Origin of the sequence: Bordetella saccharivorans (assembly GCF_045862855.1) — a bacterium.
In the GTDB taxonomy this organism is placed as follows: Bacteria; Pseudomonadota; Gammaproteobacteria; order Burkholderiales; family Burkholderiaceae_B; genus Bordetella_A; species Bordetella_A petrii_F.
Genome location: NZ_BAAFZO010000001.1, coordinates 4201318 through 4220881 on the forward strand (window position 1 = coordinate 4201318; position 19564 = coordinate 4220881).

23 protein-coding genes are annotated in these 19564 nt (G+C 69.8%); 9 read left to right on the plus strand and 14 right to left on the minus strand.

Annotation, left to right across the window (positions count from 1 at the left end; translation table 11 throughout):
* From cuyB to ACKTT0_RS20140, 3 genes are read right to left on the minus strand one after another with little or no spacing between them, the layout of a single operon-like run.
* Positions 1-738 (minus strand): cysteate racemase, encoded by a 738-nt coding sequence (cuyB, locus tag ACKTT0_RS20130; RefSeq protein WP_407851541.1) that lies wholly within the window; start codon positions 736-738, stop codon positions 1-3.
* Positions 735-2171 carry an N-acyl-D-amino-acid deacylase family protein gene (locus ACKTT0_RS20135; RefSeq protein ID WP_407851542.1) on the minus strand — a complete coding sequence of 479 codons (1437 nt, stop codon included), beginning with the start codon at positions 2169-2171 and terminating at the stop codon, positions 735-737. Before ACKTT0_RS20135 ends, cuyB begins: the two co-directional genes overlap by 4 nt.
* Positions 2172-2179: 8 nt before the next feature.
* Positions 2180-3151, minus strand: a complete 972-nt coding sequence (locus tag ACKTT0_RS20140) for a Bug family tripartite tricarboxylate transporter substrate binding protein (protein ID WP_407851543.1) — start codon at positions 3149-3151, stop codon at positions 2180-2182.
* Positions 3152-3269: 118 nt separating this feature from the next.
* Between ACKTT0_RS20140 and ACKTT0_RS20145 the strand changes: the two genes are divergently transcribed.
* Together ACKTT0_RS20145 and ACKTT0_RS20150 are read left to right on the plus strand one after the other, a co-directional pair.
* Entirely contained in the window at positions 3270-4235 is a 966-nt protein-coding gene (locus ACKTT0_RS20145) for a LysR family transcriptional regulator (RefSeq protein WP_407851544.1), read from the plus strand.
* 173 nt (positions 4236-4408) lie between these two features.
* Complete coding sequence (locus ACKTT0_RS20150) at positions 4409-5353, plus strand: N-carbamoyl-D-amino-acid hydrolase (protein WP_407851545.1); 945 nt, start codon at positions 4409-4411, stop codon at positions 5351-5353.
* 13 nt (positions 5354-5366) lie between these two features.
* Here ACKTT0_RS20150 and ACKTT0_RS20155 read toward each other — a convergent pair whose 3' ends face one another.
* Entirely contained in the window at positions 5367-5978 is a 612-nt protein-coding gene (locus tag ACKTT0_RS20155; protein WP_407851546.1) for a glutathione S-transferase family protein, read from the minus strand.
* A gap of 124 nt (positions 5979-6102) precedes the next feature.
* Between ACKTT0_RS20155 and ACKTT0_RS20160 the strand changes: the two genes are divergently transcribed.
* Together ACKTT0_RS20160 and ACKTT0_RS20165 are read left to right on the plus strand one after the other, a co-directional pair.
* Positions 6103-7296, plus strand: coding sequence for a PQQ-dependent sugar dehydrogenase (locus tag ACKTT0_RS20160; RefSeq protein WP_407851547.1), 1194 nt, complete (start codon positions 6103-6105; stop codon positions 7294-7296).
* Entirely contained in the window at positions 7293-7931 is a 639-nt protein-coding gene (locus tag ACKTT0_RS20165) for a glutathione S-transferase (protein ID WP_407851548.1), read from the plus strand. The genes ACKTT0_RS20160 and ACKTT0_RS20165 overlap by 4 nt, the downstream gene beginning before the upstream one ends.
* Before the next feature lie 12 nt (positions 7932-7943).
* Here ACKTT0_RS20165 and ACKTT0_RS20170 read toward each other — a convergent pair whose 3' ends face one another.
* The 3 genes from ACKTT0_RS20170 to rocF are packed head-to-tail and all read right to left on the minus strand — an operon-like array spanning position 7944 to position 10391.
* Positions 7944-8318 carry a DUF423 domain-containing protein gene (locus tag ACKTT0_RS20170; RefSeq protein ID WP_407851549.1) on the minus strand — a complete coding sequence of 125 codons (375 nt, stop codon included), beginning with the start codon at positions 8316-8318 and terminating at the stop codon, positions 7944-7946.
* Positions 8319-8365: 47 nt separating this feature from the next.
* Complete coding sequence (locus ACKTT0_RS20175) at positions 8366-9424, minus strand: alcohol dehydrogenase (RefSeq protein WP_407851550.1); 1059 nt, start codon at positions 9422-9424, stop codon at positions 8366-8368.
* Positions 9425-9443: 19 nt separating this feature from the next.
* A complete protein-coding gene (rocF, locus tag ACKTT0_RS20180) occupies positions 9444-10391 on the minus strand; it encodes an arginase (RefSeq protein ID WP_407851551.1) in 948 nt (315 codons plus the stop codon).
* A gap of 183 nt (positions 10392-10574) precedes the next feature.
* Between rocF and ACKTT0_RS20185 the strand changes: the two genes are divergently transcribed.
* Positions 10575-11384 (plus strand): MetQ/NlpA family ABC transporter substrate-binding protein, encoded by an 810-nt coding sequence (locus ACKTT0_RS20185; protein ID WP_407851552.1) that lies wholly within the window; start codon positions 10575-10577, stop codon positions 11382-11384.
* A 3-nt stretch (positions 11385-11387) separates the two neighbouring features.
* On the opposite strand, the gene asd is transcribed toward ACKTT0_RS20185, so the two are convergent.
* Together asd and ACKTT0_RS20195 are read right to left on the minus strand one after the other, a co-directional pair.
* On the minus strand, positions 11388-12251 hold the full coding sequence (asd, locus tag ACKTT0_RS20190; protein WP_407851553.1) for an archaetidylserine decarboxylase: 864 nt from the start codon (positions 12249-12251) through the stop codon (positions 11388-11390).
* Positions 12252-12294: 43 nt separating this feature from the next.
* Positions 12295-12831 (minus strand): hypothetical protein, encoded by a 537-nt coding sequence (locus tag ACKTT0_RS20195; RefSeq protein ID WP_407851554.1) that lies wholly within the window; start codon positions 12829-12831, stop codon positions 12295-12297.
* A gap of 150 nt (positions 12832-12981) precedes the next feature.
* Here ACKTT0_RS20195 and ACKTT0_RS20200 point away from each other — a divergent pair, with 150 nt between their 5' ends.
* On the plus strand, positions 12982-13854 hold the full coding sequence (locus ACKTT0_RS20200) for an SDR family oxidoreductase (protein WP_407851555.1): 873 nt from the start codon (positions 12982-12984) through the stop codon (positions 13852-13854).
* 11 nt (positions 13855-13865) lie between these two features.
* Here the strand turns inward: ACKTT0_RS20200 and ACKTT0_RS20205 are convergent, their stop codons facing one another.
* Positions 13866-14189: a BON domain-containing protein gene (locus ACKTT0_RS20205; RefSeq protein ID WP_407851556.1), complete on the minus strand. Its 324-nt coding sequence runs from the start codon at positions 14187-14189 to the stop codon at positions 13866-13868.
* 204 nt (positions 14190-14393) lie between these two features.
* Here ACKTT0_RS20205 and ACKTT0_RS20210 point away from each other — a divergent pair, with 204 nt between their 5' ends.
* Positions 14394-14759: a hypothetical protein gene (locus tag ACKTT0_RS20210; RefSeq protein WP_407851557.1), complete on the plus strand. Its 366-nt coding sequence runs from the start codon at positions 14394-14396 to the stop codon at positions 14757-14759.
* Between the two features lie 47 nt (positions 14760-14806).
* Here the strand turns inward: ACKTT0_RS20210 and ACKTT0_RS20215 are convergent, their stop codons facing one another.
* Positions 14807-16237, minus strand: coding sequence for an RNA polymerase factor sigma-54 (locus ACKTT0_RS20215; protein ID WP_407851558.1), 1431 nt, complete (start codon positions 16235-16237; stop codon positions 14807-14809).
* A gap of 252 nt (positions 16238-16489) precedes the next feature.
* Between ACKTT0_RS20215 and ACKTT0_RS20220 the strand changes: the two genes are divergently transcribed.
* Positions 16490-17770, plus strand: coding sequence for a glycosyltransferase (locus ACKTT0_RS20220; RefSeq protein ID WP_407851559.1), 1281 nt, complete (start codon positions 16490-16492; stop codon positions 17768-17770).
* 50 nt (positions 17771-17820) lie between these two features.
* Here ACKTT0_RS20220 and ACKTT0_RS20225 read toward each other — a convergent pair whose 3' ends face one another.
* Both ACKTT0_RS20225 and ACKTT0_RS20230 read right to left on the minus strand, forming a co-directional pair.
* Positions 17821-18315 (minus strand): DUF421 domain-containing protein, encoded by a 495-nt coding sequence (locus ACKTT0_RS20225; RefSeq protein ID WP_407851560.1) that lies wholly within the window; start codon positions 18313-18315, stop codon positions 17821-17823.
* A gap of 74 nt (positions 18316-18389) precedes the next feature.
* A complete protein-coding gene (locus ACKTT0_RS20230) occupies positions 18390-18674 on the minus strand; it encodes a MatE family transporter (protein WP_407851561.1) in 285 nt (94 codons plus the stop codon).
* A 118-nt stretch (positions 18675-18792) separates the two neighbouring features.
* Here ACKTT0_RS20230 and ACKTT0_RS20235 point away from each other — a divergent pair, with 118 nt between their 5' ends.
* Positions 18793-19020 (plus strand): hypothetical protein, encoded by a 228-nt coding sequence (locus ACKTT0_RS20235; RefSeq protein WP_407851562.1) that lies wholly within the window; start codon positions 18793-18795, stop codon positions 19018-19020.
* A 146-nt stretch (positions 19021-19166) separates the two neighbouring features.
* Here ACKTT0_RS20235 and ACKTT0_RS20240 read toward each other — a convergent pair whose 3' ends face one another.
* Complete coding sequence (locus ACKTT0_RS20240) at positions 19167-19541, minus strand: DUF488 domain-containing protein (RefSeq protein ID WP_407851563.1); 375 nt, start codon at positions 19539-19541, stop codon at positions 19167-19169.
* Between the last annotated feature and the right edge of the window lie 23 nt (positions 19542-19564).

Below are 19564 nucleotides of genomic sequence, written 5' to 3' on the forward strand. Positions count from 1 at the left end.
CTATGCGGCCTGCTGGCGCAGCGGCGCGTCGAAGTAGTAATCGATCGCCGCGCGCGCCAGCGCGTCGATGGAGTCCGTCAGGGGCACCTGCAGCGCCGCGCGCCGGTCGTGCGGCAGGGCCAGCGGCAATTCGGTGCAGCCCAGCACCACCGCGTCGGCCCCGCGGGCCCGCAGCCGGCGCGCGCCCTCCGCGGCCGGCTCCAGGGCCGCGGCGACGGCGTTGGCCTTGACGGCGCGGATCGGCGCCACGCAATGGCGCTCGATTTCGTCCGCGGTGGGCACGATGCATTCGTAGCCGTGCCGCGCGAGGCGGTCCTGGTAGAGGCTCAACGCCAGCGTGGCGGGCGTGCCCATCAGGCCGATGCGGCCGCGCGCGATGCCCATGCGGCGCAGGTCGTCGATCACGGCGTCGATGATGTGCAGGATCGGCAGCGCGGTGGCCGCGGCCAGCTCGTCGTACCACAGGTGCGCGGTGTTGCACGGGATGGCAATCACGCGGGCGCCGGCCGCCTCGAGAAAACGCAGGCCTTCCCGCATGTAGGGCAGCGGGTCTTCGCCGCCGCGCATGCGGGCATCGCTGCGGTCCGGGATGCGCGGGTCGTTGCGCAGCAGGGTGGGCACATGCTGCTGGTCGGTCGTGGCGGGCGTCAGGGCCGCCACGCGCATGGCGAACGCGGCGCCGGCCAGCGGGCCCATGCCGCCGAGCACGCCCAGGTAGCCCGGATGGGAGGCGTTCATACGTGTCCCGGCTCCAGCACGTGGCCGGGCCGGGCCGCGCCCGGCTGGCGGCCGTCCCATACCTGGGCGCCGTTGACCCAGACGCCATGGATGCCCTGGCTGATCTGCACGGGCTCGCTGAACGTGGCGGTGTCGGTGATGGTGGCCGGGTCGAACAGCACCAGGTCGGCGTAGTAGCCGGGGCGCAGCAGGCCGCGCCCGGACAGGCCGTACTGGGCGGCCGCCAGCCCCGTCATCTTGTGGATCGCGTCTTCCAGCGTGAGCAGGTTCTGTTCGCGCACCATCGTGCGCAGCACATTGGGGAACGTGCCCCACTGGCGCGGATGCGGGTGCGGGTCGAAAGGCAGGCCGTCCGAACCCACCATGGTGAGGGGGTGGCCGAAGATGCGGCGCACGTCGGCCGGGTCCATCAGGAAATAGATGGCGCCGGCCGGTTTCAGGCGCTCCAGCGTGGCGACGTCGTCCAGGCCCAGCTCGGCCATGACCTCGGCAAAATCGCGGCCAGTGGCGGCCGGATAGCCCTTGGACCAGGTGACCAGGGTGCGCTGCGCCAGCCGGACCCGGTCGAGCCGCAGCATGGTCGAGGTGGCGGGGTAGGGGTGGCAGTCCAGGCATACCGGCTGCCGCCGCGCTGCCTGGCTGATCAGTTCGAGCGTCTCGCGCGAGCGGCCATGGTTGCGCGCGCCGGCCAGCTTGTGGTGCGAGAACACGACGCGGCATTGCAGCGCCCGGCCGATCTCCAGCGCTTCTTCCATGGCCGGGACGATGTGGTCGGCTTCGTCGCGCAGATGGGTGGCGTAGATGCCCGCGCGCCCGCGCAGCGGCAGGCACACGTCGATGATCTCCTGCGTGGTCGCGGCCGCCGCCGGCGGGTAGAACGTGCCGGTGGATACGCCGAAGGCGCCAGCCTCCAGCGCTTCCTCCAGCAGGCCGCGCATGCGGGCGATTTCCGCCGCGTCGGCCGGCCGCGTGACGTCGCCCATGGCCGCCACGCGCAGGGTGGTGTGGCCCACCAGGGGCACCACGTTGACCGCGGCCGGGGTGGCGCGCAAGGCGGCGATCCAGGCGGCGAAGCTGTCGAAGCGGAACAAGGCCGGCGGGCCGAGCAGGTCGAGCGGCTGGGGAATGGCCCCGCCGGCCAGCGGGGCCAGGCTGATGCCGCAGTTGCCGGTGACCACCGTGGTGATGCCCTGCGATACCTTGGGCGTCATGTCGGGGTGCGCCAGCAGGTAGCCGTCGTCGTGGGTATGCGAATCGATGAAGCCCGGCGCGGCCACCAGGCCGCGGGCGTCGATGACTGGCACGCCGGCGGGAATGGCGAAGTCGCCGACCTGGACGATGCGCTGCCCGGAGACGGCGATATGGGCCCGCCGGCGGGCGCTGCCGCTACCGTCTACGACGGTAGCGTCCGACAGGATGAAATCGGCTTGCATGCGGGCGGTCAGTCCAGTTTCTCGATACCGGCGTTGTCGATGATCTGCCGCCATTTGGCGGTTTCGCTGTCGATCAGGCGCTTGAAGTCGGCCGGCGTGCCCTGGGCCGGCTCGGCGCCGAGCTTGGCCAGGCCGCTGCGCACCGTGGGCTCTTGCAATGCCTTGTTGAAGGCGCCATTCAGGCGTTCGATGACGGCGGGCGCGGTGCCCTTGGGCGCCACCACGCCGCCCCAGGCGACCGTCTCGTAGCCCTTCAGGCCGAGCTCGTCGAGGGTCGGCACATCAGGCAGCAGTTCCAGGCGGCGCAGGCTGCTCACCCCCAGTGCGCGCACCCGGCCGCCCTGGATCAGCGGCACCGCCTCGGACGAGTTCACGAAGATGAAGTCCAGGCGGCCGCCCAGCAGGTCCTGGATGGCGGCCGGGCCGCCGTTGTAGGGAATGAACATGACGTCGATGCCGGCCATGCTCTTGAACAGCTCGCCGCCCATGTGGCCGGTGGTGCCAACGCCCGAGGCGCCGTATGACAGCTGGCCGGGCTTGGCGCGGGCGCGCGCGATCAGGTCCTGCACGGACTTATCGGGCGAGCCGGCCGGCACGATCAGCACGTTGTACAGGTTGAACAGGTGCGCCACCGGCTCCAGGTCGGCGTCGACGTCGTAGGGCAGCTTGTTGAACAGCGTGCGGTTGACGGCCAGGGTGTTGATGTTGCCGTAGCCGATGGTGTAGCCGTCGGGCGCGGCGCGCTTGATCAGCGCGATGCCGATGTTGCCGGCGGCGCCCGGGCGGTTTTCCACGACTACCGACGTGCCCAGGTCCTGGGCCAGTTGGTTGGTGACCAGCCGCGACAGTACGTCGGGCGAGCCGCCGGCGGCGGACGGGACGATGAAGTCGACCGGTTTGTCGGGCCAGGCATGGGCGCCGGAGACGAACCCGGCGGCAAGCGCCAGGCAGGCAAGGCTGCGAGCCAGTGTGCGATGCATGTTGGTTTCCCCTTGTGTTGATGAAGCCCGGGCAGGTTAGCACCGGCGCCGGCGCACGCCCTCATCGAAAATTGTCCCCGCCCTATAATCCGCCGTTATCGAGGGACAGAGGGCAGACATGGACGCAGGGCAGGCCGAGGACACGCCGGACGCGCCGCCGGGCCAGGGTGGCCGGGCCGCGCCGCCGTTGAGCCTGCGGCAGATCGAAGTGTTTCGCGCCATCATGGTGGCCGGCTCCATTAGCGGCGCCGGCCGCATGCTGCATGTCTCGCAGCCCGCCGTCAGCCGCGTGCTGGCCCTGACCGAAAGCCGCCTGGGCTACCCCTTGTTCGAGCGCGCCAGGAGCCGGCTGTTGCCCACGCCCGAGGCCCGCCGCCTGTATCAGGAGGTCGAGCAGGTGTATGGGGGCATCCAGCGCGTCAACGACCTGGCGGCCAGCCTGGGGCGCCAGGGAGCGGGCATGCTGCGGGTGGTGGCCAGCGCCAGTTTCGGGCAAGGCATGATCCCGCGCGCGCTGGAGCGGTTCCGGGCGCGCAATCGCACGGCGCGCGTCGATTTCCGCAGCGTCACGTTCGACGAGCTGGTGGGTTATTTCCTGAGCGATCGCGCCGACATCGGCATTTCCATGTCCGCGCCGGACCATCCCAATCTCAGTTCGACACGGGTGGGGGAGGACGCCATCGTCTGCGTGCTGCCGCACGGCCATCCGCTGGCGGCGCACGCGGTGATCCGCGCCGAGGACCTCGCGTCGGCCGCCTGGATCGGCTACCCGGCCGGGACGCCCCTGGATCGGGCCCTGGAAGACTTCTTCGGCGCCGGCCCGCTGGCGCCCGCCGCCATCGAAGTGCATTCGCCGGTGACCGCGCACGCCTTCGTGCAGCAGGGGCTCGGTCCCGCGCTGGTGGACCGCTGGTGCATTCCGGCGGAATCCAGCGTGGTTGTGCGGCCGATCGAGCCCGCCGCCCGGGTCGAGATCTGGGCCACCCATTCGAACCTGGCGCCACTGCCCCTGCTGGGCCGGCGCTTTCTCGCGGCTCTGCAAGACGTGCTGGCCGATGCATCGAATTTTGTCGCACGGACATAACCTGGCGCTATTGCGGGCCGGCCTCGGGCGCGCGCAATCGCCTGCAAACCGTTGACCGGCGCGGCTCGGCGCGGCGATGGCCAGCCTGTGACGCGCGCGCGGCGGCGGGTTTACGGCCGCTGGCCGGCCCGGCATGCTTCTGCCTTTTGGCAAAGCTGCATAGGAGCGACAGGATGAGCAAGGGGCAAAGGAAAATCGGGCTGGCCGTGGCCCAGATGGGGCCGGTGCATCTGGCCGACACGCGCAAGGCGGTGGTGGCGCGGCTGGTCGAGATGCTGCGCGAGGCACACGGGCGGGGCGCCGAGCTGGTGGTGTTTCCCGAGCTGGCGCTGACCACTTTCTTTCCGCGCTACTGGATGAGCGACGCAGAGGCGCAGGCGCGCTTCTTCGAGGCGCAGATGCCCAATGCCGAGGTACAGCCCCTGTTCGACGAGGCGCGGCGGCTGGGCGTGGGATTCTACCTGGGCTATGCGGAACTCACGCCCGAGGGAGTGCCGTTCAATACGGCGATCCTGGTGGATCGTTCGGCGCGCATCGTGGGCAAATACCGCAAGGTCCACCTGCCCGGCCATGACGACCACAAGCCCGACGCGCCGTTCCAGCACCTGGAGAAGAAGTTCTTCCAGGTCGGCGACCAGCCTTTCGGCGTGTGGGACGCCATGGGCGCGAAGATCGGCATGTGCCTGTGCAATGACCGGCGCTGGCCCGAGACCTGGCGCGTGATGTCGCTGCAGAGCGCGGAACTGGTGCTGCTGGGCTACAACACGCCCTCGGTGAATATCCATTGGCCCGAGCCGGTGCACTTGCGCATGCACCACCATCTGATCACCCTGCAGGCGAGCGCCTACCAGAACTGCGTATGGGCGGCCGCCGCCGCCAAGTGCGGCGCGGAGGACGGGCACCACATGATCGGCGGCTCGGTGATCGTGGCGCCCACCGGAGAGATCGCGGCGCAGGCCAGCACCGAGGAGGACGAAGTCATTGCCGTGCGCGCCGACCTGGGCCTGGCGGAGACATTCCGCCGGCATGTATTCGATTTCGCGCGGCACCGGCGGCCGGAGCATTACGGCCTGATCGTCGAGCGCACCGGGCCCGGCGCGCCGCTGCCGCGCGATTGAGCAACGGCGCCGGCTAGAGGCCTTCGGCCTTGAGCGCGGCCTGCACGCCTGGGTCGCGCTCCATGCGGTCGAAGAAGGCCGCCAGGTTGTCCATGCCGGACAAATCGATGTTCTTGGCGCGCGCCCAGCGGGTCACTACGTACAGGTACGGATCGGCGATCGACGGCGCGGCGCCGGTCAGGTAGTCCTTGCCGGCCAGTTGCCGGTCCAGCAGGCCGAACTGCTTGCTCAGCATGGCGGCGGCCGAGGCGCGCAGCTCGTCCTGGGCGGCTTCGTCCGACAGGAATCGCTGCGCGCCGAAGACCAGCGAGAAGGTGCGGTGCAGGTCGGAGTTGATGAAGCCCAGCCAGCGGCGCGCCTCGGCGCGCGAGCGGGCGCTGCCGTCGCCCAGCAGCTTGAGCTGCGGGGCCTGTTCGGCCAGGTACTCGAGGATGGCGGCGTTCTGCGTCAGCGCCAGGTCGCCGTCGACCAGCGCGGGGACCGCGCCGAGCGGATTGATCTGCAGGAATTCGGGCTGCTTGAGTTCATCGCGCGCCAGCTTGCGGGTGTCGTAGGGCTGGCCGATCCATTCCAGCACGATATGCGCGGCCAGCGAGCAGGCGCCGGGCATGTAGTACAGTTTCATTGAGCGTTTTCTCCAGAAGAACAAGACGGCCGTCCGTCTCTCGCGCCTATGGTACCCCCCGTTGCGCGAGGCCGGCTGCCGCATTTCCGACCACGACCATCGACGCCGCCGCGGGAGGTGCTTCATGTCGAGATTGCGATCATGGCGGGCGGCGCATGCCGTCCCACTGGCCGGCGCCATGCTGGCCGCGCTGCTGGCGGCGAGCGCGCCCGGCGCGGCGCGGGCGCAGGTGCAGGCGCCCGCGGCCACGCGCGGCGAAGCGCGGGCCGTCGAGGTGGTCCGGGGGCTGGAACATCCGTGGTCGCTGGCCTTCCTGCCCGACGGCGGCATGTTGATCACCGAGCGCCCCGGCCGCTTGCGGCTGCTGGACGGCCAGGGCAGGTTGTCGCCGCCGCTGGAGGGCGTGCCGAAGGTGCATGCGGAGGGACAGGGCGGCTTGCTGGACGTGGCGCTGTCTCCCGGTTTCGCCAATGACCGGCTGGTGTACCTGTCGTACGCCGAGGCCGATGCCAAGGGCGACCGCAGCGGCACGGCGGTCGGCCGCGGCCGGTTGGCCGATGACGCGCGCCGGCTGGAGGATTTCCAGGTCATTTTCCGCCAGGAACCCAAGCTGTCCAGCGGGCAGCATTACGGCAGCCGCCTGGTGTTCGGCCGCGACGGCATGCTGTATGTCTCGCTGGGCGAGAACAACCGCCGCCCGACCGCGCAGGACCTGGACAAGCTGCAGGGCAAGATCGTGCGGCTCAAGCCCGATGGCTCGGTGCCGGCCGACAACCCGTTCGTGGGGCGCGCCGGCGCGCGTCCCGAGATCTGGACCTACGGCATGCGCAACCCGCAGGGAATGGCGTTGAACCCCTGGACCGGCGAACTCTGGGAACACGAGCACGGCGCGCGCGGCGGCGACGAGATCAATATCATCCGCCCCGGCCTGAACTACGGCTGGCCGCTGGCCACATACGGCATCAATTATTCCGGCTTTCCCATCCCCGAGGCCAAGGGCGAGACCGTGCCGGGCACACAGGCGCCGTTCTACTGGTGGAAGAAGTCGCCGGCGGTCAGCGGCATGGCTTTCTACGATTCGGACCGCCATCCGGCCTGGCGCGGCTCCCTGTTCATCGGGGCGCTGGCGGAGCAGGTCCTGATCCGCCTGCAGCTCGACGGCGGCAGGGTGGTGGCGGAAGAGCGCTTGCTGCATGACCTGGGCGCGCGGGTGCGCGACGTGCGGCAGGGGCCGGATGGCGACGTGTACGTGTTGACGGACGCGGGGGATGGCGCCTTGCTGCGCCTGGCGCCCGCAGGCGAAGGAGACGGCAAATGAGCACCTACGAATTGATCGGTTCCCGCGGCTGCGGCTCGGCCATCGTGGAAATGGCGTTGACGCTGGCCAATGTGCCGTATACCTTGACCGACTTGCCCTACCTGAAGCCGGGGCCCGGCCGCGAGCGGCTGCTGCGCCTGAATGTCACCGGCCAGGTGCCGACGCTGGTGCTGCCGGATGGCGAGGTCATGACCGAAAGCGCCGCGATGATCCTGCACCTGAACGATGTGGCGCCGGCGGCGGGCCTCGCGCCGCCGGCCGACAGCCCGGAGCGGGCGCGCTTCTGGCATTTGCTGATGCGCCTCATCGGGGCGGTGTATCCCACCTTCACGTATGCGGACGACCCGCCCAAATGGACCACGGCGGGCGAGCCGGCCGAGTTGCTGCGCACCCGCGTGCATGGCCGCCGGGCCGAATTGTGGCAGGAGATCGACCGCTACGCCGGGGCGCCGCATGTGCTGGGCCGGCGTTTCAGCGCGCTGGACCTGTACGTGGCAGTGATGATCCGCTGGCGGCCGGGCATGTCGTGGTTCGAGCAATATTGCCCGGCCCTGCACGCCGCGGCCGGCCAGGCGGCCCTGCAGCCCGACGTGGGGGCCATCCTGGCCCGGCATTTCGGGCCGCCAATGGAGTAACCCGAAGGCGACTCAGGCGGCCCGCCAGGCGGCCCACGCCACCAGGGCCCAGGCGGCCAGGAAGGCCACGCCGCCCAGCGGCGTGACCGCGCCGAGCCAGCGCGTGCCCGTCAGTGCCAGCAAGTACAGGCTGCCGCTGAACAGCACGATGCCGGCGAACATCAGCCCCCCGGCGGTGGCGAGCAGCGCCGAACCGAAGCGCGCGCCCAGCAGGGCCACCACGAACAGGCCCAGTGCGTGGACCAGGTGATATAGCACGCCGGTCTGCCATATGGCCAGCAAGTCGGGCGCCAGCATGCGCTTGAGCCCGTGGGCGCCGAAGGCGCCGGCGCCCACGGCGGCGATCATGTTGAGGGCTGCCAGAATGGTCAGTTGGCGGTCGGTCATGGGGGTGTCGTCCTGTGCAGTCGCGGAAATGGCGCGGCCGTGCCTTGTCAGGCGGCCAGGACCGCGCGACCCACGACTTTACCCTGTCGCAGCGCATCCAGCACCGAGTCGGCTTGCGACAGGGGATAGCGGCTGACCGGGATGGCCGGGACCCGGCCGGTGCGCACCAGATCCATGAGTTCGCGCAGTTCGGCCAGGTTGCCCACATAGCTGCCGAGGATCGACAGGGCCTTGAGCGGGATCAGGGCCAGCGGCCAGGTCGAGCCGCCGCCGAACAGGCCCACTATTACCAGCTTGCCGCCCTTGGCCAGGCAGTCGAACGCCAGGGCGGTCGTGGCGGGCGCGCCCACCAGGTCGACGGCGCCGTAGAGGGGGCGCCCGCCGGCGGCTTGCAGCAGTTGCGCGGCCGCGTCGGGGGCGGCGCCGTCGATCGCCGCCAGCGCGCCGGCTTCGAGCGCCGCCTGGCGCTTGGCGGGATCGATGTCGACCACGATGGCGCCGGCGCCGCCCAGCGCCCTGAGCAGGGACAGGCACATCAGGCCCAGGCCGCCGGCGCCGAAGATGACGATGGGATGCTGGCGATAGAGGTCCGGGCCGAGCTTCTTCAGCGCGGAATAGGTGGTCAGGCCGGAACAGGCATAGGGCGCGGCCAGCGCCGGGTCCAGGTCGCCGATGTCGATCAGATAGCGGGCGTGCGGCACCAGCACGTATTCGGCGTACCCGCCGGGACGATGGATGCCCAGGCAGGCGGGCGCCGGGCAGTGGTTTTCCTGGCCGGCCTGGCAGGCCGGACACTGGCCGCAGCCGATCCAGGGGTAGACCAGGTAGTTGCGGCCCGGCTGCACGCCGGCGGCGTCGGGCCCGGCCGCGGCCAGCGTGCCGACGGTTTCGTGTCCCATGGTCAGGGGCAGCGTGACGCCCCGGTCTTTCAGCGTGAGCGTGCGCCCCTGGCCGAGATCGTAGCCGCCTTCCCACAAGTGGATATCGCTATGGCACACGCCGGCCGCCCGCACTTGCAGGACCACTTGCGCGCCCCGCGGCTGCGGCATGGGCAGGTCGAGCGGCTCGAGCGGCGCGCGGAAATTGACGACGCAATAGCATTTCATGGGTGGTCTCCTCGAGGAATCAGGAATCGCGGCGTGGCGGGCGCCGGATCAGCGTGGATTTGCCGAACAGGCTCTGCACCAGCTCGGTGGCCAGCATGGCGGTCTTGTTGCGTATGTCGAGCGCCGGGTTCAGTTCGACGATGTCCAGCGACCCCAGGCAGCCCGTGTCGGCGATCATTTCCATGCACAACTGCGCTTCGCGGTAGGTGGGGCCGCCGGGAATGCTGGTGGCGACCGCCGGCGCGATTTCCGGATCGAGGAAATCGACGTCGAAACTGACGTGCAGGTGGGTATCGGGCGTCAGGCCGGCCAGCGCTGCCTCCATGACGGCGCGCATGCCGATTTCGTCGATGGCGCGCATGTCGTGGATCTCGATGCCGGCGGCGGCGATCAGGCGCTTTTCCCCTTCGTCGACGCTGCGTATGCCGATCTGGCGGACCCAGTCCGGTTGCAGCGCCGGCGTATGCCCGGCCAGGCTGGTGAGCGGTTCGGGGCCGTTGCCGCACAGGCAGGCCACGGGCATGCCATGCAGGTTGCCGGAGGGCGTGAGGGCCTGGGTGTTGAAGTCGGCATGCGCATCCAGCCACAGTACCCGCAGCGGCTTGCCCAACCGCCGGCAGTGGCGCGCCACGGCGCTGATCGAACCGACGCCCAGGCAATGATCGCCGCCCAGCAGGATGGGCAGGCGGCCGCGTTCGAGCTCGGCATAAATGGCGTCATGCAACGCGACGTTCCAGGCGACGACCTCGGTCAGGTGGCGATAGCCGTGTTCGGCCGGCAAGCCGGGGTTGGCGGGGCCGGACAGATTGCCGGCGTCTTCGACGTCGTAGCCCAGGGCCTGCAGGGCCAGGTCCAGGCCGGCGACCCGCAGGGCCTCCGGACCCATGGAGGCGCCGCGCGAGCCGGCGCCTACGTCGGTGGGGGCGCCGACCAGGGTCAGCGCGTGGCGGGCGGCGGTCAGGGACACGATGGCGGGCTCCTGGCGGCCGGGGCCGCCTGCTTGATGTACCGGTATCTTTATCGATGTGCGGCCGTGGCGCAAGCGGACCTGGCGGTGCCCCGGTCGTTGGCAGGGGCATGCGCGGGGCGCGGCCCGGCCTGCGGCACAATGCGGGTTTCGCATATTGCCGTCCGAGGCGGCCGCTCAACCATGTTCCGTTCATTCAGATCGCGCCTGGCCGGCCTGCTGTGCCTGCTGGCGCTGGCCGCGCCGGCGGGCGCGGCCCAGGACGCGCCGCTGCGTATCGGCGTCATCGCCAGCGTGGCCAACGAGGCCACGGAAATCGCCATTGCCCAGGCGCGCAAGCAGGGGCTGCTCGTCGAATTGGTCGAATTCAGCGACTGGGTCATGCCCAACATCGCCGTCGCGGAAGGTTCGGTGGATGCCAATTTCTTCCAGCACGAGCCTTTCCTGCAGTTGTTCAATCGCAGCCGCGGCACGAACCTGGTGCCCATCGCCTACGGATATTCGACCACCATCGGGCTGTTTTCCAGGCGACTGAAGCGCGGCGATCCGATCCCCGAGCGCGCCACCATTGCCATACCCAACGATCCGGTCAATACCGGGCGGGCGTTATTGCTGTTGCAGTCCATGGGGTTGATCACCTTGCGCACGTTCGCGGACCATCAGGCGACCATGCAGGACATCGTGGCGAACCCGCGCCAGCTGGCGCTGATCCAGGTGGAGGGGTCGCAATCGGCGCGCACCTTCGACGATGTGACAGCGTCGGTCACCTACACGACCTTCGCCAAGCACGCGGGCATCGACGAGAAAGACGGCCTGGCGTTCGACAATACCGACCCGGAGAATGTGCGGCGCTATGCGATCCGCTGGGTGACCACGCCTGAACGCGCCCAGGATCCGCGCCTGCTGGCGTTCATCCGCATTTACCAGCAGTCGCCGGAGGTCAAGGCGACGCTGCGCCGCCTGTACGGGGACCTGATCGATTTTCCGTGGTGAGCCTCAGGCGGGCAGGGCGAGCAGTTCGCCCATGCGCACCGGACCGCGCACCGACGGCGTGTCGGTCCAGCGGATGCGCCCCGGGCCGAACAGCACGATGACGGTCGAACCGAGGTTGAAGCGGCCCATTTCGGCGCCCTTGGCCAGGCGGATGGGGCCGCGCGCCGCCTCGTCGTAGCGCTCGGCGCGCACCATGCGCTTGTGCGGGGTGACCTGGCCCGCCCAGACGGTCTCGATGGAGGCGACGATCATCGCGCCCACCAGCACCAGGGCCATGGGACCGTGTTCGGTGTCGAACAGGCAGGCCACGCGCTCATTGCGGGCAAACAGTTCGGGGACATGGCTGGCGGTGAGCGAATTGACCGAGAACAGCCGGCCAGGCACGTGCACCATTTCCCGCAGCGTGCCGTCGCAAGGCATGTGCACCCGATGATAATCGCGCGGCGACAGGTACACGGTGGCGAAGTCACCGTTCATGAAGGGTTCGGCGCGGCGCGGATCGCCGCCCAGCAGTTCGGTCAGGCTATAGGAGTGGCCCTTGGCCTGGAAGATGCGGCCGTGCTCGATGCGGCCAAGCTGGCTGATGGCGCCGTCGGCCGGGCAGAGCACCGCGCCGGGATCGGGATCGAGCGGGCGGGCGCTGGGCCGCAGCGCCCGGGTGAAGAAGTGGTTGAACGTTTCGTAGGCCAGCGGATCCTGCACCAGGGCTTCGCTCATGTCGACCCCGTAGCGGCGCACGAAGCGGGAGATCATCCAATTCTTGACGACGGGCGTGCGGCAGTCGGCGGCCAGCCCCATCAGGCGCGACACCAGGTGATGGGGGGCGAGATACTGGCTGGCGAGAAAGAGCTGGTCTTTGAAAAGCATGGAATCGTGTGCGGGCCGGGCGGCCGTCCGTGGGGCTAGGATGTTACTTGGTATGGCCGGACGGCGCCAGGGCGGCATCCCCGGAGGGCGCGGCCTGGGCCGGCGGGCCCGGGGCGCGCGGCAGCGGCTCGATCGGCGCGCCGTCCGGGATGTGCCGCACGCGTTCGCGGTGGACCTGGCGCGAGGCAAAGCCGTGGTGCCGGCTGGCGGCGTTGCGCAACAGCACCGACAGCACCGAGCCCTTGTCCTGGATCCAGCGCGCGCGGCCCTGCAGCAGCCGCAAGGCGCTTTCCGGCGTGCCCATGCGGTAAGCCGTGCCGTTGATGGTCAGCCTGCGCTTGCCGTCGAACTCGGCCGGATCCTGGTCGATGATGGCCACGGCGTCGAGATTGCCCGTGCCGTGGTCCACTCGATAGAGGAACGTGATATGGCTGTACGGGTCGTGCACGGCGACCAGTTTTTCCGCGCCGGAGGCGTCGGACAGCATGCCCACCACGGGCGATTCCACCAGCAGGTTGCCGCGCTGCTCCTCGGTATACAGCAGGATGGTCGGCGCGGGGGCGGGCGGGGATGCGGGCATGGGCAGGCGGGCGGACTGGGAAGCGGAAGCAGGCGGCCCGATTCTAGCGTATCGCGCCGCCCCGGCCGGCCGGCGGGCGGGCATGCAGCTTGCGGCGGCGTGGGCGGCCGCGCGCGTGGACGCGGCCGCCCACGCCAGGAGGACAACCCCATGTCAACCACTCCCACTCCGCAAGCCAGCGACGACGGCAAGCCGCGCGAACAGGCCCAGCCCGGCCGCCAGGGCCGCATGGAGCCGCCCCCCGAGGGCGAGGAACGCGCCTATCGGGCCGCCGGCAAGCTGCGCGGCCGCTGCGCGATCGTCACCGGCGGCGACAGCGGCATCGGCCGGGCCATCGCCATTGCCTACGCCAAGGAGGGCGCCGATGTGCTCATTACCTACCTGGAGGAACACGAGGATGCGCGCGAGACTGGCCGGCTGGTGGAGCAGGCCGGCCGGCGCTGCCTGTCGATCGCGGGCGACCTGGGCGACGAGGCGCATCTGCAGCGGGTGGTCGAGCTGGCGCGCAAGGAATTCGGCCGCCTGGACGTGCTGGTCAACAACGCCGCGGAGCAGCACGTGATGCAGACGTTCGAGGACATCGGGCGCGACCAGCTGGAGCGCACCTTCCGCACCAACTTCTTCGCCATGTTCCGCCTGTCGCAGGAGGCGCTGCCGCTGTTGTCCGAGGGCGGGTCGATCATCAACACGACGTCTGTCACCGCTTATCATGGCAACCCGAAGCTGATCGACTATTCCGCCACCAAGGGCGCCATCGTCGCTTTCACGCGCTCGCTGGCGATCGCGCTGGCCGAGCGCGGCATACGGGTGAACGCGGTGGCGCCGGGGCCCATCTGGACCCCGCTGATTCCGTCCACTTTCCCGGCCGACAGCCTTGAGTCGTTCGGCAAGAACACGCCGATGAAGCGGCCCGGCCAGCCGGACGAAGTGGCGCCGTGCTATGTATTCCTGGCCAGCGACGACGCAAGCTACATGTCCGGCCAGGTGCTGCATCCCAACGGCGGGCAGATCGTCAACGGCTGACGGCGCCGGCGCTATTGCCGCGGGCTGCGTATCTGGATGTCGTTGCGGACTTCCTTGACGCCGGATACGCCGCGCGCGGCCTCGACCGCCTGCGCGGCGGCATCCTCGCTCTGCACGAATCCGCTGAGCTGTACCACCCCGTTGTAGGTTTCCACTTGCACATCATTGGCCGAGACGCCCGGCGCCTCCACCAGGGCGGCCTTGACGCGCGCGGTAGTAGCCGTATCGTCGGTGTACTGGCCGGTGCTGCGATGGCCGTCCTGACCGGCGCAGGCCGCCAGGACGGCGGTGAACGCGACAGCGATGAAACTGCGGAAAATGCGGGAAATGCTCATGGCTTGCTCCTGAAAGGTGGCGGGCCGCCGGATACGGCCTCCGGGGCGCCAACGCAAGCGCCGTTCCCGCCGCCGCCGGGTGGATTTACCGCTTTCTGCAAAGATGGCCAAGCGGCGGCGGACAGCGCGCGCCGGCGGGGCCGTCGCCTGATGGGCATGCGGGTTGCGGTGCAAAAGCTCCCTACATCCGTTTTGGAGACTCGCATGAAACGTGAACTCTTTTCCTGGACCGCGGCCGTGGCCGTCATGGGCGCGCTGGCGGGCGGCGCGTATGCGCAGTCCACGCCGGACACCGGCAAGCCGTCGAGCACTTCGCCCTCGACGACTCCCAACGACGGGGCCGCCGTGCCGCCCAACACGCCAGTGCCGCCGGGACAGACGCCGCCGGCCGGCGAGACCGATCCGGCCACCGCGCCGGGCCGGGGCGGCATGGATTCGGGGCATACCAGCCCTGGCGGCAATGCCAGTCCGGGTTCCAAGACCGGTCTGCCGACCGACAAGAACCACGTGCCGGAACGCAACGAGCCGGGCACGACCGAGCCCCAGATGCCCAACACGGGCGGCAAGTAGGCCAGCCGCGGGTGGCGGCGCGGCGCGCGCGCCGCCACGGCGGCCGGTCAGTACTGGCGCCGCATTTCGGCGGGCGGCCGCTTGATCTGCGCGCGGTATTTCGACACCGTGCGGCGCGCGACCACGATGCCGTCGGCGGCAAGCTTGCTGGCCAGGGCCACGTCCGACAGCGGCATGCGCGGGTCTTCATTGTCGATGAGTTCGGCGATCAGCGCGCGCACTGCGCCCGCCGAGCAGGATCCGCCGGTATCGGTGGCCAACTCGCGCGAGAAGAAATATTTGAACTCCAGGATGCCCATCGGCGTGGCCATGTATTTGTTGGCGGTGGCGCGCGAGACGGTCGATTCGTGGATGTCCAGTTCGGCCGAGACCTCGCGCAGCATGAGCGGCCGCAGGGCCACCGGGCCATACTCGAAGAACATGTGCTGCAGGCGCACGATGGCCTCCGCCACGCGCTGGATGGTGCTGTAGCGTTGCTCGACGTTGCGCACCAGCCAGCGCGCCTCCTGGAGCTCTTGCGCCATCGGGCCACGGTCGCGGTAGCGCGCAGTGCGGAACAGGTCGGCGTAGACCTTGTGCAGGCGCGGTTGAGGCACCGCGCCGCGGTTGCAGTACACACGCCACTGGCCTTCGTCCTTGCGCACGATGACGTCCGGCACGATGTAGGCCGGCGGCGCCTGGTCATAGCGACGGCCGGGACGCGGGTCGAGCGCGCGGATGATGTCGCAAGCCTGGCGCAGTTCGCTCGCCTGGCACCCGGCGGCGCGCTGCAGGGCTTCGTAATCGTGACGGGCCAGGATATCCAGGTGTTCGTCGACAATGCGTTGTGCCAGCGCGACTCCTGGCCGCGCGCTGCCCGCCATGGCCTGCAATTGCAGCGTCAGGCATTCGCGCAGGTCGCGCGCCGCCAGGCCGGGCACGTCCAGTTGCTGGACCAGTTTCAGGGCCGCGCGCCATTCGCTGTCGTCCGGCGCGACGCTGAAGACGGACGCGTCGGCCAGCTCGGACAGGGGCAGCCGCAGGTAGCCGTCCTCGTCCAGCGCTTGCACGATGTATTGGGCCAGCAGGCGATCGCGCGGCGACAGGCGATAGGTGCGCAGTTCCTGGTCGAGGCGCTCCTGCAGCGATATCGCCGCGCCGACCCATTGCCCCATGTCCATGGGTGCCCCGTCGTGGGTCGCGCGCGAGGAAGGGTAGTCGCCCGAGTATTCGGGAGGCGGCGCGCCCTCGGACGGGGCGGCCGGCGCGGCGGGCGGTTGTGCGGCGGGTTCGGCCGCGCGGACTGTCTCGCCATCCATGGCGGGAAACGCCGCGGCAGCCTCTTCGTCCTCCTCCAGGAACGGATTCTCGACCAGTGCCTGGCGGACTTCCTGATTGAACTCGAGCGCCGACATCTGCAGCAGCTTGACCGACTGTTGCAGGCGCGGCGTGAGGGCGGTTTGCTGGTGCAGGCGCAGCTCGTGGACGGCATGGATCAAGGTCGTCTCCTTCTGGTTTCGATACTGGGTGGCTTTAGAAAAGTCATGCAAGAACCATGCCAGCCAGATTCCCCCCCACGCCCGCATCGACCCGCCCGGCCCGCGCGCGCTCTTTCTTACGGTGCTGTGTAAGAAGTGCCGGATTGGCAGCGGCGCGGCGCGGGCGGCGCGAGAGACGGCATACCGCTTGCTCATGATGAGGTCGACCCCGGCTGGCAGCGCGCCGGGATGACCATCCTAGGAGAGCCCATCATGAAGAAGATCGCGATCGTCAGTGAACATGCCTCGCCACTGGCTTTGGCCGGCAGCGTCGACAGCGGAGGCCAGAACATTTATGTGGCCCAGACGGCGCGGCAGTTCGCGGCGGCGGGACATCAGGTCGACGTCTTCACGCGCAAGGACAATGCGTTCCTGCCGGCCGAAGTGGCGTGGCAGCCGAACATACGGGTGATCCATGTGCCTGCGGGGCCGGCGCGCTACGTGCCCAAGGAAGACTTGCTGCCGTATATGGACGACTTCGGGGCGTTCTTGTCGCGTCATTTCGCCCGGCAGGCGCGCCCCTACGATGTCGTGCATGCCAATTTCTTCATGTCGGCACTGGCATGCCTGCCGGTGGCGCGCCGCCATGGCGTGCCCCTGGCCGTGACCTTCCACGCGCTGGGCCGCGTGCGGCGGCTGCATCAACGCGAGGCCGATCGCTTCCCCGACAGCCGTTTCCAGATCGAGGCCGACATCGTGCGCGAGGCCGACCGCATCATCGCCGAATGCCCGCAGGACCGGCGCGACCTGTTGAACCTGTATGACGCCGACCCGCGCCGCATCAGCGTGGTTCCGTGCGGCTACGACCCGGCCGAGATGGCGCCCATGGACGAGGGCGCGGCGCGCGCCGGGCTGGGCTGGGGCGCCGGCGAGTTCCGCATTCTGCAGCTCGGGCGCATGGTGCCCCGCAAGGGCGTGGACAATGTGATCGAGGCGCTGGGGCTGCTGCACGCGCGGCACGGCGTGACCGCGCGCTTGTGCGTGGTGGGCGGCAACGATGTGCGGCCGGACGAGCGCACCACGCCCGAACTGGCGCGCCTGCGCGGCATCGCCGAGCGCGCGGGCGTGGCGCCGTATGTCGAATTCACCGGGCGGCGCGACCGCCAGGAGCTGTGCCGCTACTACTGCGCCAGCGATGTGTTCGTGACCACGCCCTGGTACGAGCCGTTCGGCATTACACCCGTGGAAGCCATGGCCTGCGGCCGGCCCGTGGTCGGTTCCGACACGGGCGGCATTCGCACTACCGTCAAGGACGGCGCCACGGGCTTCCTGGTGCCGGCGCGCGACCCCGCCGCCCTGGCCGGGCGCCTGGCCGTGCTGGCGCGCGATCCCGTGTTGCGGCGCCGGATGGGCCTGGCGGGGGCGCGCCGGGCGCGGCGCCTGTTTACCTGGCAGCAAGTGGGCCGCGACCTGCTTGCCGTGTACGACAGCCTGTACAGCGGCGCGGCCACGCCGCCGATGGTCGCCGGGCGCTCCGAGGTGCTGGCCGCCTGAGGCCGGCAGCCGGCCGGCTCATCCTGCTGGCCGGCCAGCGTGAACAGATCCTAATTCAGGCCGCGCCGCTTCAGCACGCTGATATTGCCGTCCGGCTCGATGTAGGCGCGCCGGATCTCCGACAGGTGGGCGACACCGCGCTGCCGCAGCTCGCTCATCAGCTCGTCGGGGGTGATGTATTCGCGGCGCATGCTGCGCTGGAGCATCTTGCCGTCGCGCACCAGGCATACCTTGTCCGCCTCCAGCAGGCGGCCGAAGGACGGCACGAAGTAGCTCAACCGGTCGATCAACGCTACCCAGCCGATGATGGTGGCCACCAGGATCGCCCCGTCGGTGATCGACTCGTACTGGCCGGCCATGCCGTTCTGCGCCGCGTCAGCGATGAGGACCAGCACCAGCATGTCGGCCACGCCCAGCGAGCCCACGTCGCGCCGGCCCGCCACGCGCAGCAGTATCAGGATGAACCAGTACATGATGGTGCCGCGCACGATCAGCTCCAGCGGCGATACGGTGAGGCGGAACAGATCCAGCCAATTGACGTCCATGGACGCTCTCCCCGGAATATGTCAGAAGGACCGGCCCGCGGGCGGGCAGGCCGGGTTGCGGTGGTCTCGCGGCCTCATTCGGGCCGCCCGCCGTTGCGCGCCGGATCGGGGCGGGTATGGGCCAGGCCCGCCTGGTCTTCATCGACGATGCGGTCGGTCTGGATGTCATCGCCGGTGTTGTCTTCCAGCGCGGGTTCGACGCTCTCCCGTTCGCCCGTGCCCTGGGCGTCGGAGTCGTTCTGGCCGGCGGTGCCGGGCAGGTCGCTGCCGGAGTCGGATGAGTCGCTGGGACCCAGGCCGGGCTCTCGCGGCGCGACATGGAAGGGGAAGGGCGAAAGACGCAAAAATTGCAGTTTCATGGTGGACTCCATTGCGGCAGTGCAGTGCGCCCCACGGCGCCGCCCTTCCTGTTGCAAGCGGCGTGCCAGGGGGCGGGAATGGAGCTTGCGGCGCACGCACGCCTGCACAGGAGCCGCCATGAAACACACCGCCGATACGCAACCGGACGACCGCCCGGATGAACGCCGCGCCCGCGAGGACGAGCGCATGCGGCGCAAGGACAGCGACCGGACGTTGAACGACCGGCCGGCCGATCCCAATCGCGCCGGCGCCAAGGTCCGCATACCGCCCGGCGTCGACGCGGAAGACTTCCGCGATCCCGGCCGCCAGACGCCGGGCGCGCCGCCGGTGGACAATCGTTCGTGAGCTTGCTAGGGGGCTGCGCCGGGAGGAGGCTGGCAGTGAGGTGCCAGACACCCTGCGAGGAGGCCTGGCAGGTTACAGGCCGTCTCCTCAGGGTGTCTGACACCTGGGTCCAGGATGTCTGACACCTGAGTGCCTGTAGCCTGCTGCTAGCCGCCCGGCTGGCCGGCCATGGCCAGCAAGGCTTGGCGCAGCACCGCGGCGTTGTTGTGCTCGGTGTCGCGCGCCGCGTAGACGAGCGTCAACGCCCCGCGGCCGCTGGCCTGCAGGAGGGCGCGCAGGCTCTCCTGGCGGGACGGGGCGGCCAGTTCGGCCAGATAGCGGGTACGGAACTCCGGCCAACGGGCCACGTCGTGGCCGTACCATTTGCGCAGGGCCGCGCTGGGCGCCAGTTCCTTGTGCCACTGCGCCGCGAGGTCCGCCTTGGCGACGCCGCGTGGCCACAGCGCGTCCACCAGGGCGCGATAGCCGTCGCCGCCGGTGGGGGGATCGTAAGCGCGCTTGAGCTGGATTTTCCTGGCCATGAATGAAGGTCTCGCTGTAGTGG

Excerpts from the sequence above, each read along its gene's own strand:
- ACKTT0_RS20170 (WP_407851549.1), bottom strand. The coding sequence starts at position 8,318 with ATGACCGACCGCCAACTGACCATTCTGGCAGCCCTCAACATGATCGCC.
- ACKTT0_RS20150 (WP_407851545.1), top strand. The coding sequence starts at position 4,409 with ATGAGCAAGGGGCAAAGGAAAATCGGGCTGGCCGTGGCCCAGATGGGG.
- ACKTT0_RS20160 (WP_407851547.1), top strand. The coding sequence starts at position 6,103 with ATGTCGAGATTGCGATCATGGCGGGCGGCGCATGCCGTCCCACTGGCC.
- ACKTT0_RS20210 (WP_407851557.1), top strand. The coding sequence starts at position 14,394 with ATGAAACGTGAACTCTTTTCCTGGACCGCGGCCGTGGCCGTCATGGGC.
- ACKTT0_RS20240 (WP_407851563.1), bottom strand. The coding sequence starts at position 19,541 with ATGGCCAGGAAAATCCAGCTCAAGCGCGCTTACGATCCCCCCACCGGC.
- ACKTT0_RS20230 (WP_407851561.1), bottom strand. The coding sequence starts at position 18,674 with ATGAAACTGCAATTTTTGCGTCTTTCGCCCTTCCCCTTCCATGTCGCG.
- ACKTT0_RS20235 (WP_407851562.1), top strand. The coding sequence starts at position 18,793 with ATGAAACACACCGCCGATACGCAACCGGACGACCGCCCGGATGAACGC.
- ACKTT0_RS20225 (WP_407851560.1), bottom strand. The coding sequence starts at position 18,315 with ATGGACGTCAATTGGCTGGATCTGTTCCGCCTCACCGTATCGCCGCTG.
- ACKTT0_RS20145 (WP_407851544.1), top strand. The coding sequence starts at position 3,270 with ATGGACGCAGGGCAGGCCGAGGACACGCCGGACGCGCCGCCGGGCCAG.
- ACKTT0_RS20220 (WP_407851559.1), top strand. The coding sequence starts at position 16,490 with ATGAAGAAGATCGCGATCGTCAGTGAACATGCCTCGCCACTGGCTTTG.
- ACKTT0_RS20175 (WP_407851550.1), bottom strand. The coding sequence starts at position 9,424 with ATGAAATGCTATTGCGTCGTCAATTTCCGCGCGCCGCTCGAGCCGCTC.
- ACKTT0_RS20200 (WP_407851555.1), top strand. The coding sequence starts at position 12,982 with ATGTCAACCACTCCCACTCCGCAAGCCAGCGACGACGGCAAGCCGCGC.
- ACKTT0_RS20165 (WP_407851548.1), top strand. The coding sequence starts at position 7,293 with ATGAGCACCTACGAATTGATCGGTTCCCGCGGCTGCGGCTCGGCCATC.
- ACKTT0_RS20155 (WP_407851546.1), bottom strand. The coding sequence starts at position 5,978 with ATGAAACTGTACTACATGCCCGGCGCCTGCTCGCTGGCCGCGCATATC.
- cuyB (WP_407851541.1), bottom strand. The coding sequence starts at position 738 with ATGAACGCCTCCCATCCGGGCTACCTGGGCGTGCTCGGCGGCATGGGC.
- ACKTT0_RS20185 (WP_407851552.1), top strand. The coding sequence starts at position 10,575 with ATGTTCCGTTCATTCAGATCGCGCCTGGCCGGCCTGCTGTGCCTGCTG.
- asd (WP_407851553.1), bottom strand. The coding sequence starts at position 12,251 with ATGCTTTTCAAAGACCAGCTCTTTCTCGCCAGCCAGTATCTCGCCCCC.
- ACKTT0_RS20195 (WP_407851554.1), bottom strand. The coding sequence starts at position 12,831 with ATGCCCGCATCCCCGCCCGCCCCCGCGCCGACCATCCTGCTGTATACC.
- ACKTT0_RS20205 (WP_407851556.1), bottom strand. The coding sequence starts at position 14,189 with ATGAGCATTTCCCGCATTTTCCGCAGTTTCATCGCTGTCGCGTTCACC.
- ACKTT0_RS20135 (WP_407851542.1), bottom strand. The coding sequence starts at position 2,171 with ATGCAAGCCGATTTCATCCTGTCGGACGCTACCGTCGTAGACGGTAGC.
- ACKTT0_RS20140 (WP_407851543.1), bottom strand. The coding sequence starts at position 3,151 with ATGCATCGCACACTGGCTCGCAGCCTTGCCTGCCTGGCGCTTGCCGCC.